The 14,831-nt window shown below is 71.5% G+C and carries 14 protein-coding genes; 5 read left to right on the plus strand and 9 right to left on the minus strand.

Annotated elements, in window-relative coordinates; all coding sequences use genetic code 11:
• Positions 1 to 71: 71 nt before the first annotated feature.
• Positions 72 to 653, minus strand: a complete 582-nt coding sequence (locus LDL48_RS20290; protein WP_225256755.1) for a PadR family transcriptional regulator — start codon at positions 651 to 653, stop codon at positions 72 to 74.
• A 123-nt stretch (positions 654 to 776) separates the two neighbouring features.
• Here LDL48_RS20290 and LDL48_RS20295 point away from each other — a divergent pair, with 123 nt between their 5' ends.
• Positions 777 to 1,616, plus strand: a complete 840-nt coding sequence (locus tag LDL48_RS20295) for a GNAT family N-acetyltransferase (RefSeq protein ID WP_225256756.1) — start codon at positions 777 to 779, stop codon at positions 1,614 to 1,616.
• A gap of 139 nt (positions 1,617 to 1,755) precedes the next feature.
• On the opposite strand, the gene LDL48_RS20300 is transcribed toward LDL48_RS20295, so the two are convergent.
• From LDL48_RS20300 to LDL48_RS20335, 8 genes are all read right to left on the minus strand, one after another.
• Complete coding sequence (locus LDL48_RS20300; RefSeq protein WP_225256757.1) at positions 1,756 to 2,721, minus strand: LLM class F420-dependent oxidoreductase; 966 nt, start codon at positions 2,719 to 2,721, stop codon at positions 1,756 to 1,758.
• A 45-nt stretch (positions 2,722 to 2,766) separates the two neighbouring features.
• A complete protein-coding gene (locus LDL48_RS20305; RefSeq protein ID WP_225256758.1) occupies positions 2,767 to 3,282 on the minus strand; it encodes a helix-turn-helix domain-containing protein in 516 nt (171 codons plus the stop codon).
• On the minus strand, positions 3,228 to 4,118 hold the full coding sequence (locus LDL48_RS20310) for a DUF998 domain-containing protein (protein WP_225256759.1): 891 nt from the start codon (positions 4,116 to 4,118) through the stop codon (positions 3,228 to 3,230). Before LDL48_RS20310 ends, LDL48_RS20305 begins: the two co-directional genes overlap by 55 nt.
• 172 nt (positions 4,119 to 4,290) lie before the next feature.
• Entirely contained in the window at positions 4,291 to 5,361 is a 1,071-nt protein-coding gene (locus LDL48_RS20315) for an ABC transporter permease (RefSeq protein ID WP_225256760.1), read from the minus strand.
• Complete coding sequence (locus LDL48_RS20320) at positions 5,358 to 6,251, minus strand: ABC transporter ATP-binding protein (RefSeq protein ID WP_225256761.1); 894 nt, start codon at positions 6,249 to 6,251, stop codon at positions 5,358 to 5,360. Before LDL48_RS20320 ends, LDL48_RS20315 begins: the two co-directional genes overlap by 4 nt.
• A gap of 59 nt (positions 6,252 to 6,310) precedes the next feature.
• Positions 6,311 to 6,973 (minus strand): response regulator, encoded by a 663-nt coding sequence (locus LDL48_RS20325; RefSeq protein WP_225256762.1) that lies wholly within the window; start codon positions 6,971 to 6,973, stop codon positions 6,311 to 6,313.
• Entirely contained in the window at positions 6,970 to 8,256 is a 1,287-nt protein-coding gene (locus LDL48_RS20330; RefSeq protein WP_225256763.1) for a sensor histidine kinase, read from the minus strand. Before LDL48_RS20330 ends, LDL48_RS20325 begins: the two co-directional genes overlap by 4 nt.
• A gap of 150 nt (positions 8,257 to 8,406) precedes the next feature.
• The gene (locus LDL48_RS20335; protein WP_225256764.1) at positions 8,407 to 8,784 is read right to left on the minus strand and encodes a MerR family transcriptional regulator; all 378 of its coding nucleotides are present in this window, start codon (positions 8,782 to 8,784) and stop codon (positions 8,407 to 8,409) included.
• A 921-nt stretch (positions 8,785 to 9,705) separates the two neighbouring features.
• Here LDL48_RS20335 and LDL48_RS20340 point away from each other — a divergent pair.
• The 4 genes from LDL48_RS20340 to LDL48_RS20355 all read left to right on the plus strand — a co-directional run bounded on the left by LDL48_RS20340 (position 9,706) and on the right by LDL48_RS20355 (position 14,825).
• Positions 9,706 to 11,241: an amino acid permease gene (locus LDL48_RS20340; protein WP_225256765.1), complete on the plus strand. Its 1,536-nt coding sequence runs from the start codon at positions 9,706 to 9,708 to the stop codon at positions 11,239 to 11,241.
• Positions 11,242 to 11,250: 9 nt separating this feature from the next.
• A complete protein-coding gene (locus LDL48_RS20345) occupies positions 11,251 to 12,597 on the plus strand; it encodes a glutamine synthetase family protein (protein ID WP_225256766.1) in 1,347 nt (448 codons plus the stop codon).
• A gap of 103 nt (positions 12,598 to 12,700) precedes the next feature.
• Entirely contained in the window at positions 12,701 to 14,053 is a 1,353-nt protein-coding gene (locus tag LDL48_RS20350; RefSeq protein ID WP_225256767.1) for an aldehyde dehydrogenase family protein, read from the plus strand.
• A gap of 7 nt (positions 14,054 to 14,060) precedes the next feature.
• Positions 14,061 to 14,825, plus strand: a complete 765-nt coding sequence (locus LDL48_RS20355) for a 3-oxoacyl-ACP reductase (protein ID WP_225256768.1) — start codon at positions 14,061 to 14,063, stop codon at positions 14,823 to 14,825.
• The last annotated feature ends 6 nt before the right edge of the window (positions 14,826 to 14,831 follow it).

Genomic DNA, 14,831 nt, shown 5'->3' on the forward strand with positions numbered 1-14,831 from the left:
TACTGTTGGGGGGCCCGCGGGGGGGTCCCCCGGGGCGCCCCCCGGCCCCCCCCCACGGTCGTTTCCCGGCCTCACTCGCTGTCGGCCAGGATGGCGTACAGCCGGCGCTTGGTGTCGTTGAGCACCTCGAGTGCCCGCTGCCGCTGCTCCGGCGTGCCGTTGAAGCCGACCTGCTTGAGCGCGCCCATGATGCCGACGGCCGCGTCGCGGAAGTCCTGGGCCTGCGACATGGTGTCGTCGGTGAACTGTGCCCACGGCGGATTCTGCGCCGCGGCCTCGGCCTCGGCCCGGCCGGCGTCGGTGAGCCGGTAGCTCTTGCGCCCGGTGCCGGCCTCCGGCTCGATCAGGCCCTCGTCCTCCAGGAGCTGGAGGGTCGGGTAGATCGAGCCCGGGCTGGGCCGCCACATGCCGCCGGTGCGGCTCTCCAGTTCCTGAATCAGCTCGTACCCGTGCATCGGCCGCTCCAGCAGAAGTGCCAGGACCGCGGTGCGCACGTTGGGCCGGCTGCCACGCCCGCCGCGGCGGTGGCCGCGTTCGCCGCGCCCGCCGAAGCCCTCCGGACCGGCGCCGAACGGGAACCCGGGCGGGAAGCCGAAGCCGCGCATCCAGGCGACATACGGATGGCCCTCGTGGTGGTGCTGGTGATTCCTCATGACTATCTCCGATCTATTGCCGATACGTTGACGATATATCGGCAACGTATCGGCAGCAAGGGTTTCTTTGCTGCATGGGGGACGGTCGGCCGGTCCGACCGGACATCTGGCAATCTGATAACCGTGCTGACGGTGCCCGTGCGCCAGCTCGGTGAGTCCGAGCGGGCAACGGTCGAGCGAATCCTCGACCACGACCCCTACGCCGGCGCCCAGATCGCCGAGCGTGTGGCGGCGCACGGCCTGAACTGGTGGCGGGCGGACGGCCGCGTGTACGGCTACGGCTCCGGCCGCAAAGTCGAGTCACTGTGCTGGTCCGGCGCGCACCTGGTGCCGGTCTGCGCCACCGCGCCGGCCGTCGCCGCGTACGCCGAGGTGCTCGGCGCCGAACCGCGCATCTGCTCGTCGATCATCGGCCGAGCCGACGCCGTGCTCGACCTGTGGAGCCGGCTCGGCGGGCACTGGGGGCCGGCCCGCGACGTGCGCCCCGATCAACCGCTGCTGGTCGCGGACTCCGAGCCGCCGATCGCCCCGGACCCGGGCGTCCGGCTGGTGCAGCCGCACGAGGTGGACCAGCTCTTCCCGGCGGCCGTCGCCATGTACTCCGAGGAGGTCGGCGTCTCGCCGCTCATCGACGACGGCGGCCGTGGCTACCGGCGGCGGATCGCGGAACTGGTACGCGCCAGGCGGGCGTACGCCCGGTTCTCCGGCGACCGCGTGATCTTCAAGGCCGAGCTGGCGGTCGTCACCCGCCGCACCACACAGGTCCAGGGCGTGTGGGTCGATCCGGAGTTCCGGGGCAGGGGCCTGGCGACGGCGGCCATGGCGGCGGTGACCGCCGACGCGCTGCGCCGGGTGGCGCCCACGGTCAGCCTGTACGTGAACGACTACAACACCCCGGCCCGCCGGGTGTATGCGCGGTGCGGGTTCGTCCAGTCGGGGACGTTCGCCACGGTGCTCTTCTAGCTGTCACCTCGCCGGCCTGCTGTGGTCTGGGCCGGCCTTTCGCCGGCTGCCCTAGTCGGTCAGGTCGTTGGCCGGGTCTGCGGTCAGGTCGTTTGCCGGGTCTGCGGTCGGGTCGTTTGCCGGGCCTGGTGGCTGCGGGTCAGCGCCCGAGCTGTCGCAGCAGGTCCAGGCTCGGGTCGCCCTCCGGCGTGCCGATCAGCGCCATCACCGGCACGGTGACCCCGGCGTCGGCGTATGCCTGCACCTTGGCCCGGCACTCGTCCGGCGTGCCGTGCACGACCAGCTCATCCACCACCGCGTCCGGGATCGCGGCGAGCGCACCCTTGCGGTCGCCCGCCGCCCACCGGTCCCACATCTGCCCGAGCGCGGGCTCGCGGCCGAGCCAGCGGTGGAACGCGGCATACGCCGGGACGGTCAGGTATGCCGCGATGAGGCGGCGAGCCGCGCGGCGCGCGTGCGCCACGTCGCTGGTGGGACAGACGAAGATCCGCGCGGCCACCTCGAACCCCGGACCGGCGTCCCTGGTCTCCGCCAGCACCGTCGGCACGTCCCGTGCGGCGAGCCAGTTCAGGATCACCCCGTCGGCCTCGGCCGCCGCCAGGCGGAGCATGCCGGGTCGCAACGCCGCCAGCATGATCGGCGGTGGCGTGGCGATCGGACGTTCGAGGCGGAAGCGGCGTACCGCGAAGGTCTCGAACTCGCCGTCCACCAGGTCGCCGGCGAGCGCCGCGCGGAGAAAGCGCAGGACGTCGCGGCTGCGGGCGAACGGTTCGTCGAAGTCGACCGCGTTCCAGTCGCCGACCACGACCGGTGAGGACGCCCCGATGCCCAGTTGGAAGCGACCGGGCGCCGCCTCCGCCAGGGCCGCGGCACTCATCGCCAGCAGCCCCGGCCCGCGCGTGAACACCGGCGCGATCGCGGTGCCGAGCCGGAGACGTGGCTCCCAGGCGGCGGCCAGGGTCAGCGGCGTGAACGCGTCCGAGCCGGCGACCTCCGACGACCAGACATCGGTGAAGCCGGCGTCGGCCAGCGTCGCGTAGACGGTGGCGTGCTCGGCCAGCGGAACCCCACTCAGCGGGACGGTCATGCCCCATCGCGTCGACATCCCCCGATCTTGCCGGGCGCGGCCGGTCCGGTCCACCGTGGGCGCTCACCGGCGCGCCCCCGACAGGATCACCAGGAGCGCCACCACCCGCTCGCCGGGCACCGCATAGCGCCCGCGGCCGGACGTGCGCAGCCAGCCGGCGGCGACCAGCTGACGCAGGTGGTGGTAGAGCTGCCCGGTGGTGCCGAAACCCTCCTCGGCGGCCAGCTCGGCGGCGGTGCGTACCCCGGCCAGCACGCGACGCAGCAGCAGCAGGCGCACCGGATGGCCCAAGGCGCCGAGGGTCTCTGCCGAGTCGGCCCAGTCGGCCTCGAGCAGGTCGTCGACCGCCGTGCCGTGCTGCCAGTCGTAGTGCTCGCCGGTGGGCAGATCGACCGTGCCGGTGAACAGCACCGCGCCGTGCGCGAAGTCGGCGGCGTGGGCACGCAGGCCCTCCAGCGCCCAGAAGGTGTCGGTGGACGGCGGAGCCGGCGGGGCCGGCGGGGCCGGGTGATCGGGGCGGGCGATCAGCTCGGCGAGTTGCTGTTCCAGTGCCGAGACCCGGGTTTCGAGCGATTCCATGGCTCCACTTTTACGGAATTACGTAGTACTGTCAAGAGGGAGGTGCCGATGAGCCAACTCACCGCGATCACCAGGAGCAGGCGTTCCAGTCCCGCGCTCAGCGGGCCCCGGCCGGCCAGGAGCATGGTCAGGCCGAGCGTGCCGCCGGTCGGGACGGTGCCGGCCACGGCGACGGTGGCCAGCCGACGCTGGGCGGTGCGCACGTCGGCGAGGGCGACCCCGGCCATCGCCGCTGCCAGCAGCACCATGCCGACGATGCTGGCCGCCGTGTGGACGACGTCGGCGGGCGTGGTGGGTTCGAAGGGCGGCAGCGGGCACTGGTTACTGCACGGGACGACGGCCGACGTGCCGGCCAGCACCGCGGCGGCGGCGAGCAAGGTGGCCGCCAGGCGGGCCGACCGCACGAACACCGGCTTGTCGGCCCAGGCGCGGATCCGTCGTACGCGCCGGACGAGGGCTGTGGTCCGGTTGGGCGTCTCGCGTGCGTCTTCGGCTGTCGGCCGCCCCGCTCTTTCCGGCAAGGCTGTCGTCCGGTCGGGCGTTTCCGGCGGGAACACAGGCTTCGGCACGCCGACCGCAGCACCCTTCGGGTGCGTGCCCGGCCCGGCGCGCAGGACCAGCGCCGGGCCCAGCAGGGCGACGCCGAGGGCGAGCAGGGACAGCCCCCATCGGTACGCGATCGCGAGCGGCTGGCCGGCGGTGCCCGCCTCGCTCACGTACCCCTGGGTCCACGGTCCGGGCGCGGCGACCACGGCGACCAGCATGATCGTCGCACCGGCCAGCACGAACGCGCCGGCGCCGAGACCGATGGCGGTCCGGGAGCGATCGCTGATCATGAGCGCCATGATGATCCACGCCCGGAGGTCGCGGTCCGGGGACCCGCCGCGCGACACCGGCCGGGAAGCCGGAGCGGACCGGACCCCGGATACGACCGGCGGCCGACCGGGCCGAGCTTCGCAGCCGCCTGCTCAGCCTGTGCGCGGCGTCCCGTCCGGGCGGGTGGCCCCGTCAGTCCACCAGGGCGCGACTGCGCCACGCGATGGACACCGGCGTCCTCCCGTTGGTGCGCAGCAGCGATCCCTCGTAGATGCGTGCACCCACCGCCAGGAAGATCACCGCGGCGACGGTCAGCAGCGCGAGCGACGCGATCGGCTCCCAGCCCGCCGCCTCGTCGTTGAACAGCCGGATCGGCATGGCCACCGGCGACGACAGCGGCAGGTAGGAGAGCACCTTCATGGCGGTGGCGTTGTCGGACAGGAAGACCACCGCGAAGAACGGGATCATCACGGCCATCTGCAGCGGGGTGGACACGCCGCCGACGTCCTCCTGGCGGGCGGCCAGCGCTCCCACCCCGGCCCACAGGGTGGCCAGCATGACGAAGCCCAGGACGAAGAACGGCAGGAACCAGGCGATGGCGGGCCCGATCTGGCCGACCACGCCGGCGTCCACCTCGGCGATCTGCATGCCGACGTAGGACACCACGGCGATCAGCGCGATCTGGCCGAACGCGAGCAGCGTCATGGCGGCGACCTTGCCGGTCAACAGCGCGCGGACCGGCACGCTCGACACCAGGATCTCCACGATCCGGCTCTGCTTCTCCTCGGTGACGCTCTGCGCGATCTGCAGCCCGAAGGCGAACGACGTCATGAAGAACACGAAGGCCAGCGCGAACGGCACGATGAACTCGACGAACGGGTCCAGCGAACTGGGTTCGAGCAACTGTACGGGCGGGGCGGTGCTGAGCGCCTGAACCACGTCCCCCGGCGCATCCTCCAAGGCGAGCACCCGGGGACCGGCGACCACCGCGGCCTCGACGTCACCGTCGCGGACCAGCCGCTCCGCCTCGGCGTCGGACGCCACGGCACGGACCTCCAGGCCGGCGTCGCGGAGCGCTTCCGCGGAGGGCGACGACGACGCGGCCGCGACGGTGGTGGGCCCGCCGTCCAGCAGGGCCGGGAGCACCGTGCTGGCCACCGCGATCAACAGAAAGAACGCGGTGCTGAACAGGAACGTCTTGTCGCGCAGCTTGACCTTGATCTCGCGTTCGGCGACCAACCGCGCCGCGGCGAAGGTGCTCATCGGGTGACCTCCCGGAAGATCTCAGCGAGCGAGGGGGTGACGGCGCCGAACGAGTGCACCGGACCGCGTTCCAGCGCGGCGTGCAGCACCGACTGGTTGTCGGCTTCCGGCGCCAGATCGAAGACGGCGCGGGGGCCGTCCAGTTCCACCAGGGTCACCCCGGCCTGGTCCCGGAGCCATCCGGCATCCGCCGCGACCTGGATCGCGAAGCGAGGCTGCGCGTACGACGCACGCAGCGCCGACCGGCTCCCCGACGCGCGGATTGAGCCGTCCGCGATGATCACCAGGTCGTCGCAGAGTCGCTCCACGAGTTCGAGCTGGTGGCTGGAGAACAGCACCGGCGCCCCGGCCGCGGCCCGCTCCCGCAGCACGCCCAGCACCGTGTCGACCGCGAGCGGATCCAGTCCGGAGAACGGCTCGTCCAGCACCAGCACCTCCGGCTCGTGTACCAGCGCCGCGGCCACCTGGACCCGCTGCTGGTTGCCGAGCGACAGCTTCTCCACCTGGTCGCCGGCGCGCTCGCCCAGCCCCAGCCGGTCCAGCAACGCCGCGGTGTTCCGGCGCGCGTCGGCACGGGTCATGCCATGCAGCTGACCGAGGTAGACGACCTGGTCGGAAACCGTCATCTTCGGGTACAGGCCCCGTTCCTCCGGCATGTACCCGAACCGCTGACGGGTCGGCCGGTCCAGCGGCGTCCCGCGCCAGGTCACCTGGCCGGAGTCGGCGGACAGCACGCCCAGCATGATCCGCATGGTGGTGGTCTTGCCGGCTCCGTTGGCTCCCACGAAACCGGTCATCCGGCCCGCGGTCACCAGGAAGGAGACATCCTTGAGTACCTGTCGATCACCGAAGCTGCGGCTCACGGCGTCGACGTCCAACACGTCGGTCATACCTTGACGCTAGGCAAGCGGCGGCCTCCGCGCGTCCGGCCCGGGAACGATCACCAGGGTCATCCGCGCGGAGGACCCGGCCGCACCACACCCAGCTCGTACGCGAGCACCACCGCCTGGGTCCGGTCCCGCGCGCCCAGCTTCATCAGCACCCTGCTGACGTGGGTCTTCACCGTGGTCTCGCCCAGCTGCAGGTCAGCGGCGATCTCCGCGTTCGTGGCGCCGCCGGCCAGCAGCACCAGCACTTCGTGCTCGCGCGGGGTCAACTCCGCGAGGCGGCGCGGGTCGGAACCGGCGGTGACGCCCGGCCGGGCGAACGCGGCGATGACCCGGCGGGTGATCTGCGGGGCGAGCAGCGCGTCGCCGCGGGCCACGACCCGGACCGCGTCGGTCAGCGCCTCGGGCGTGCCGTTCTTGAGCAGGAAGCCGCTCGCGCCGGCCTGCAGGGCGGAGAACAGGTACTCGTCGTGGTCGAACGTGGTGAGGATCAGCACGGAGGGGCCGTTCGCCGTGGTGATCCGCCGGGTGGCTTCGAGGCCGTCCATCCCCGGCATCTCCACGTCCATCAGGATCACGTCGGGCCGGAGACGCTCCGCGAGATACACCGCCTGCTTGCCGTCGGACGCCTCGCCCACCACCTCGATGTCGTCCTCAATCTCCAGGATGACCCGGAACCCGGTGCGGACCAGTTGGTGGTCGTCCGCGAGCAGCACCCGGATCATGCCTGTGCCGCCAGTTCGCGCTGCACCGGGAGCCGGGCGCGTACCCGGAAGCCGCCCGTGGCGCGGGGGCCGGCCTCCACCGTGCCGTCGTGCACCGACACCCGCTCCCGCATGCCGATCAGGCCCATCCCGTCGCCCGTCCCGTCGCCCGGCGCGGTGCCCCCTCGGCCGTCGTCGGCCACGTCGATCTCCAGTTCCCGTTCGAGGTAGCGGATTCGCACGTCCACAGAGGAGGCACGCGCGTGCTTCAACGTGTTGGTCACGGCTTCCTGCACGATCCGGTACGCCGCCTGCGACACCGACTGGGGCACCGGCAGCGGGTCGCCGTACACGGTCAGGGTTCCGGTGAGGCCGGACTCCCGTACCCGCGTGATGATCTCATCGATCCGCTCCAGGCCGGCGGGCGCGGACGGCTCCGGTCCCGACGACGACGCCCGCAGGGCGCCGAGCATGCGGCGCAGTTCGTCCACCGCGGTGCGGGCGCTCTCCTCCACCGCGCCCAGCGCGGTCCGGGCCTTGCCCACGTCCTTGTCCAGCGCCCGCCGGGCCGCCGAGGCCTGAATGCCCATCACCGACACGTGATGCGCGACGACGTCGTGCAGTTCGCGGGCGATGCGCACCCGTTCGCCGAACACCGCACGCTCCTTCGCCTGGTCCTGCGCGGCGCGCAACTCCTCGGCCTGCTGCTCCAGCTGGTACTGACGGCGCGCCGCCAGCCATGCCGTCTCGCCGAACAGATAGGCGAAGCCGAAGATCAGGATATTGATCAGGACGCCGTTGGCCAGCGCGGCCAGCAACGGCGTGATCGGACCGGCGGCGTCCGTTCGGGTCTGCTCGCGGATCTCGTCGAAGGAGAGCAACCAGGAGATGCCCAGCCACACGAACATCGCGGAGATGGCGACGAGCCGCACCCAGCGCGCCCGATCCCGGTTGCGGCCCCAGGCGCCGAGCGCATAGATGGCGGCGAAGATCGCCCCCGAGGCGATCTGGGTCTCCTGCGAACCGCGCACCTGGCCGGCGATGAACACCGCCGCCACGACGAGCAGCGCGATCTCCGGATGCGTGCGCCGCCAGATCAGCGGCGCCGCCACCGCGAAGGCCAAGGCGTACTGCTCCGCGGCCCCCGGGGTGGTGCCGAAGGGGAACAGGCCCAGGCTCCGGGCCATCGCCACGTTCGCCAGCGCGGCCGCGACGGTGGCGAGTCCGATGTAGAGGTCGATGCGGCGCTGCCGGGCGGTGGGCCCGGGACGGTGCCAGTCGTCGAGGGTCGGCGGCGTGGGCATGCGGCGACCATCGCACATCGCCGGCGGCGACGGCGAGGGGGTATGGGGGGACCGGGCCGGAGACGGGCGGGTGATCAGGGGGGCGGGGGTGCGGGCCGGAGGCGGGCGGGTGGTCAGGGGCGGGGGTGCGGGCCGGGGACGGGCGGGTGGTCAGGGGGCGGGGGTGCGGTAATAGCTTGGCGTGGCGATGTCCGGGTGGGTCTGGGTGGGGACGTTGGCGTCGTCGTCCGGGGTGAGCGTGCCGCCGAGGTCGAGGATGTGGCGGTGCGCGGCGGCGAGCCGGTCCTCCAGGGTGACGATGCGGCACGCCGCGGTGAGGGGCATGCCCTCGTCGAGGAGTTGGCGCACGCGGCCGGCGAGCTGGAGCTGGTGCCTCGAGTAGCGGCGGTGGCCGCCCAGCGAGCGCTGCGGTTCGATCAGACCGGCCGTGCCGAGGCTGCGCAGGAAGGCAGGCGTCACGCCGATCATCTCGGCGGCGCGGCCCATCGTGTATGCCGGGTAGTCGGCGTCGTCAAACGCGGTGTTCATCATGCCTTCCACACAATCCAGGGCCCCGGCGGGTAACCGGGGCCCTGGCTGTTCAATTCTGGTGCCGACTGAGGTCGGCGCATGCGGTCGTTCGCCTGCGTGCCGCTAGCGATCGACCGTAGTGATGGGCATCGGCTGCGATCACCTCTTGTCGGGTCGGGGACGTTGCGATTTCGCTGAGATGCGGTATCTCGTCCTCCTTACGCCAACTCAAAGTTGTGCCAGTTGCTTGCCGGCTGTGCGTGGCCGACTCCTTGGATGTTATGCCCACCACGAGCGGATTTCTAGTGTCGCCGCTGTAGATTTTTGCTCGGGTGCTCGCTCGCGGGGGCGGCTGTCCGTTGCCGGTGGCGCGGTCGGCCTTCGTGGGCCGTCGGCCCGGCTCAGGGTCGGCGGGTTGTGGCGTGCGGTTGAGCCGGGTGCCGCGTGCCTCCGATGGATATGGCCACCCGGGCGGCGCCGCTGGTCGGCGGGTCGTCGCGGAGGAGGGGAGAGCGGTGGTGTGGCGGCGCGGGGACGGGCGCATGGCGCGGCGATGCCGCGTGAGAGAGAGGTGACCGCGTCCCCGCGCCGCCGCGGGAGGGCGGGCCCGTGCCTGCCCGCCCGAGGGGAGCCGGCGTCGGCCCGCCACGTGCGGGGCCGGTGTCGACCCGCCCTGGGTGAGCCGGTGTCGGCCCGCCGCATGGGAGCCGGTGTCGGCCCGCCACGTGCGGAGCCGGGGTAGGCCCGCTGTGTGCGGGGCCGGTGTCGGCTCCACGGTGTCGCGAGGCTTGCCGAGGGCCGCGCTTGCCTAGAAGTGTGCGGCCGTGGGTGATCGGCCGGCAACGCAATTAACCCAGCTCATTGACGCGCGTAACAACTGGGGGAGATCATTCCGACAGGCGTGGCCTGGATCACACCGCCCCTGGCTGAGGGAGAGACATGAGCACTCCACCCGTCCCCAGCACCGACGAGGAACGACTCGCCCAGCTCGGCTACCAACAGGAACTCCACCGTCGGCTGTCCGGCTTCTCGAACTTCGCGGTTTCCTTCTCGATCATCTCCATCCTGGCCGGCGCCATCACGTCGTACGGCATCGCCATGACCGCGGGCGGGCCGATGGCCATCACGCTCGGCTGGGTCTTCGTCGGCGTCATGGTCACGTTCGTGGCGCTGGCCATGGCCGAGGTGTGCTCGGCGTATCCGACCGCGGGCGCGCTCTACTGGTGGGCGGCCGCGCTGGCGAAACGCAACAAGGCCGCCTGGGCGTGGTTCGTGGGGTGGTTCAACTTCCTCGGCGAGGTGGCGGTGACCGCGGCCATTGACTTCGGAGCCGCGATCACCACGTCCGCGTTCCTCAGCCTGACCTTCGACATGGAGGTCACCGCCGGGCGTACCTTCCTGATCTTCCTGGTCATCATCGCCGTGCACGGCCTGCTGAACACGTTCGGCGTGAACCTGGTCCGGCTGCTGTCCGACGTCAGCGCGTGGTGGCACCTGGTCGGCGTGGCGGTCATCGTGGGCGTGCTGGCCATCGTGCCGGACCAGCACAAGCCGATCTCCGAGGTGTTCTTCGAGGTCCGCAACGAGACCGGCTTCACGTTCGCCGGGGCGTCGTTGTACGCGGTGCTGATCGGCCTGTTGATGGCGCAGTACACGTACACCGGCTATGACGCCTCCGCGCACGTCGCGGAGGAGACCCACGACGCGGCCCGCGCGGCGCCCAAGGGCATCGTGATGTCCGTGGTGGTCTCGCTGATCGCCGGATTCTTCCTGTTGTTCGCGATCACCTGGTCGATCCAGGACTACGACGCCCAGCGGACCACAGAACTGGGTCTGCCGCCGGCGCAGATCTTCATCGACGCGGCCGGCGACAACCTGGGCGCGTTCCTGCTGTTCATCTGCATGGTGGCGCAGTGGTTCTGCGGGATGGCGTCGGTGACCGCGAACTCGCGGATGGCGTACGCGTTCGCCCGGGACGGTGCGCTGCCCGGTTCGCGGCTGTGGAAGCAGGTCAACCCCCGCACGGGTACGCCGACGAACTCGATCTGGCTGTGCGTCACGCTGTCCACCCTGCTGGTGCTGCCGTCGTTGTGGAACACCACCGCGTATCTCGCCGCCACGTCGGTCGCGGTGATCGGGCTCTACATCGCGTACGTCGGGCCGGTGCTGTTGCGCCGGCTCAACCCGGACTTCCAGCCGGGGCCGTGGAACCTGGGCCGGTGGAGTGCGCCGGTGGGGTGGATCGCGATCGGCTGGGTAGTGGTGATCTGCGTGCTGTTCGTGCTGCCGCCGGCCAGTCCGATCACGCCGAGCACCTTCAACTACACGATCGTGGCGGTGGTGGTGGTGCTCGGTCTCGCGACGATCTGGTGGTTCGCCAGCGCCCGCAAGTGGTTCACCGGTCCGAAGCAGAATCTGATCGAGAAGGCGGCGCAGGGAGAACAGACCATGCCCACCATGCCGACCGACGGATAAGGAAACTGGATGCAACTCGAGGACCTTGATGTCGCCGTCGACAACGGCAGCATCGACACGGTGCTGCTGGCCCTGACCGACATGCAGGGCCGGCTGCAGGGCAAGCGCCTGCACGGCCGGTACTTCATGGACGAGGTGGCCGGTGGCGGCAGCGAGGGCTGCAACTACCTGCTCGCGGTGGACGTGGACATGAACACCGTCGACGGGTACGCGATGTCGTCGTGGAACTCCGGGTACGGCGACTTCGTGATGCGGCCCGACTTCGCCACGCTGCGCCGGGTGCCGTGGCAGCCGGGCACCGCGATGGTCCTCGCGGACCTGGAGACGACGGCCGGTGAGCCGGTGTACGCGTCGCCGCGCCAGATCCTGCGCCGCCAGCTGGACCGGCTGGCGGCGCACGGACTGACCGCGTACGCGGGCACCGAGCTGGAGTTCGTGCTCTACCGGGACACGTACGAGCAGGCGTTCCGGAAGAACTACCGGGACCTGGAGCCGGCGAACCAGTACAACGTCGACTACTCGATGCTCGGCACCGCGCGGGTGGAGCCCCTGCTGCGCCGGATCCGGAACGACATGTACGGCGCCGGCCTGGTCCCGGAGAGCGCCAAGGGCGAGTGCAACTTCGGCCAGCACGAGATCGCGTTCCGCTACGCCGAGGCGCTGACCTGCGCGGACAACCACGTCATCTACAAGAACGGCGCCAAGGAGATCGCCGCGCAGGAGGGCATGGCGCTGACCTTCATGGCCAAGCCGAACGACCGGGAGGGCAACTCCTGCCACATCCACTTCTCGTTGCGCGGCGACGACGACCGGTCCGCGATGCTCGGCGACGGCCCGGCCCACCTCAGCGTCACCGGGCAGCGGGCGGTGGCCGGGCTGCTCGCCACCATGCGGGAGTTCAGCCTGCTGTTCGCGCCGAACATCAACTCGTACAAGCGGTACCAGCCGGGTTCGTTCGCGCCGACCGCGCTGCGCTGGGGCGTGGACAACCGGACCTGCGCGCTGCGGATGGCGGGGCACGGGCAGGGGATGCGGGTGGAGAACCGGGTGCCGGGCGGGGACGTGAACCCGTACCTGGCGATCGCCGCGCTGGTCGCCGGCGCGGTGCACGGCATCGAGAACGAGTTGGCGCTGGAGGACGAGTTCGTCGGCAACGCCTACGACGACGCGCACGCCCCGCGGGTGCCGTCGACGTTGCGTGACGCCCACGAGTTGTGGGAGCTGAGTCCCACGGCGCGGGAGGCGTTCGGCGCGGAGGTGGTCGCGCACTACGCGAACATGGCGAAGGTGGAGCTGGCCGCGTACGACGCCGCGGTGACGGACTGGGAGCTGCGGCGCGGCTTCGAGCGCCTGTGATCCACTCGGGTGGTACACCACGGTTGTTATGGACGCCGGATAACGACGCTGGTGTTCCACTGGAGCACTCCAGTGGAACACCAGCGTCAGCGGAGGTGCGCGGGTGACTGAGGTGATCAACCCGGCGACGGGGGCGGTGCTGACGGACGTACCCGCGTCGGATCTGGCCCGGACCGACGCGGCGATCGAGCGTGCGCACCGGGCCTTCGCCGACTGGCGCGGGGTCGCCCCGGCGGACCGCGCCCGCCTGCTGCGCCGGTTCGCGGCGGTGGTCGACGCGCACGTCGACGAACTGGCCGACCTGGAGGTGCGCAACTCCGGGCACACCATCGGCAACGCCCGCTGGGAGGCGGGCAACGTGCGCGACGTGCTGGACTACTACGCGGGCGCGCCCGAACGCCTGGCCGGGCGGCAGATCCCGGTGGCCGGCGGGGTGGACGTGACGTTCCACGAGCCGCTCGGCGTGGTCGGGATCATCGTGCCGTGGAACTTCCCGATGCCGATCGCGGGCTGGGGGTTCGGGCCGGCGCTGGCGGCCGGCAACACGGTGGTGCTGAAACCGGCCGAGCTGACCCCGCTGACCGCGATCCGCCTGGGTGAGCTGGCGCTGGAGGCGGGCCTGCCGGAGGACGTGTTCACCGTGCTGCCGGGCAAGGGCGGCGTGGTGGGCCAGCGGTTCGTGACGCATCCGGCGGTCCGCAAGGTGTGTTTCACCGGCTCCACCGGCGTCGGCAAGTCGATCATGGCGGGCTGTGCCGAGCAGGTGAAGCGGGTGACGCTGGAGCTGGGCGGCAAGAGTGCCAACATCGTCTTCGCGGACGCCGACCTGGACCGGGCCGCCGCGTCCGCGCCGGCGAGCGTGTTCGACAACGCCGGGCAGGACTGCTGCGCCCGGTCCCGGCTGCTGGTCCAGGATTCGGTGTACGACCGCTTCCTGGCCCTGCTGGAGCCGGCCGTGAAGGCGTTCCGGGTGGAGGATCCGTCCCGGCCCACCGCGGAGATGGGACCGCTCATCTCGGCGGGGCAGCGGTCCAGCGTGGCGTCCTACGTGACCGGCGCCGACGTGGCGTTCACCGGCGACGCCCCGGACGGCGACGGCTGGTGGTACCCGCCGACGGTGCTGCTCGCGCACTCGACCGGCGACCGGCACTGGCGCGAGGAGGTCTTCGGGCCGGTGCTCTCGGTGCTGCCGTTCCGCGACGAGGAGGAGGCGCTCCGGCTGGCCAACGACACCGAGTACGGCCTGTCCGGCTCGATCTGGACCCGCGACGTGGGCCGGGCGCTGCGGGTGGCCCGCGGTGTCGAGTCCGGCAACCTGAGCGTCAACTCGCACTCGTCGGTGCGGTACTCGACTCCGTTCGGCGGGATGAAGCAGTCCGGTCTGGGTCGGGAGCTGGGTCCGGACGCCCTGCAGTCGTTCACCGACGTCAAGAACGTCTTCATCTCCACGGATTGAGGGTTGCATGGAACGACTGCAGGACCGGGTCGCGGTGATCACCGGGGCGGGGAGCGGGATCGGTCGGGCGACGGCCCACCGCTTCGCCGCCGAGGGCGCCCGGGTGGTTTGCGCTGATGTTTCGGAAAAATCGGGCAAGGCAGTGGCGGCGGAGGTCGGGGGCACGTTCGTGGCCTGCGACGTCGCCGACGAGAACTCGGTCCGCGACCTGTTCGACGGGGTGGCCGCCGACCACGGACGGGTGGACATCGCGTTCAACAACGCCGGCATCTCGCCGCCCGACGACGACTCCATCCTGGTCACCGGGCTGGACGCGTGGGAGCGGGTGCTCAAGGTCAACACCACCAGCGTGTTCCTGTGCTGCAAGTACGCCATCCCGCACATGCAGCGGCAGGGCAAGGGCTCGATCATCAACACCGCGTCGTTCGTGGCGCTGATGGGCGCGGCGACCTCGCAGATCGCGTACACGGCAAGCAAGGGCGGAGTGCTGGCGATGACCCGGGAACTGGGCGTGCAGTTCGCCCGGGAGGGCATCCGGGTGAACGCGCTGTGCCCCGGCCCGGTCGCCACGCCGCTGCTGATGGACCTGTTCGCCAAGGACCCGGAACGCGCCGCGCGGCGGCTGGTGCACGTGCCGATGGGCCGGTTCGCCGAACCCGAGGAGATCGCCGCCGCGGTGGCGTTCCTGGCCAGCGACGACGCCAGCTTCATGACGGGGGCCCAGTTCGTGGTGGACGGGGGCATCACCGGGGCGTACGTCACCCCGCTGTGACGCGAC

It is taken from the genome of Jidongwangia harbinensis (assembly GCF_020216025.1).
Taxonomy (GTDB): Bacteria; Actinomycetota; Actinomycetes; order Mycobacteriales; family Micromonosporaceae; genus Actinoplanes; species Actinoplanes harbinensis.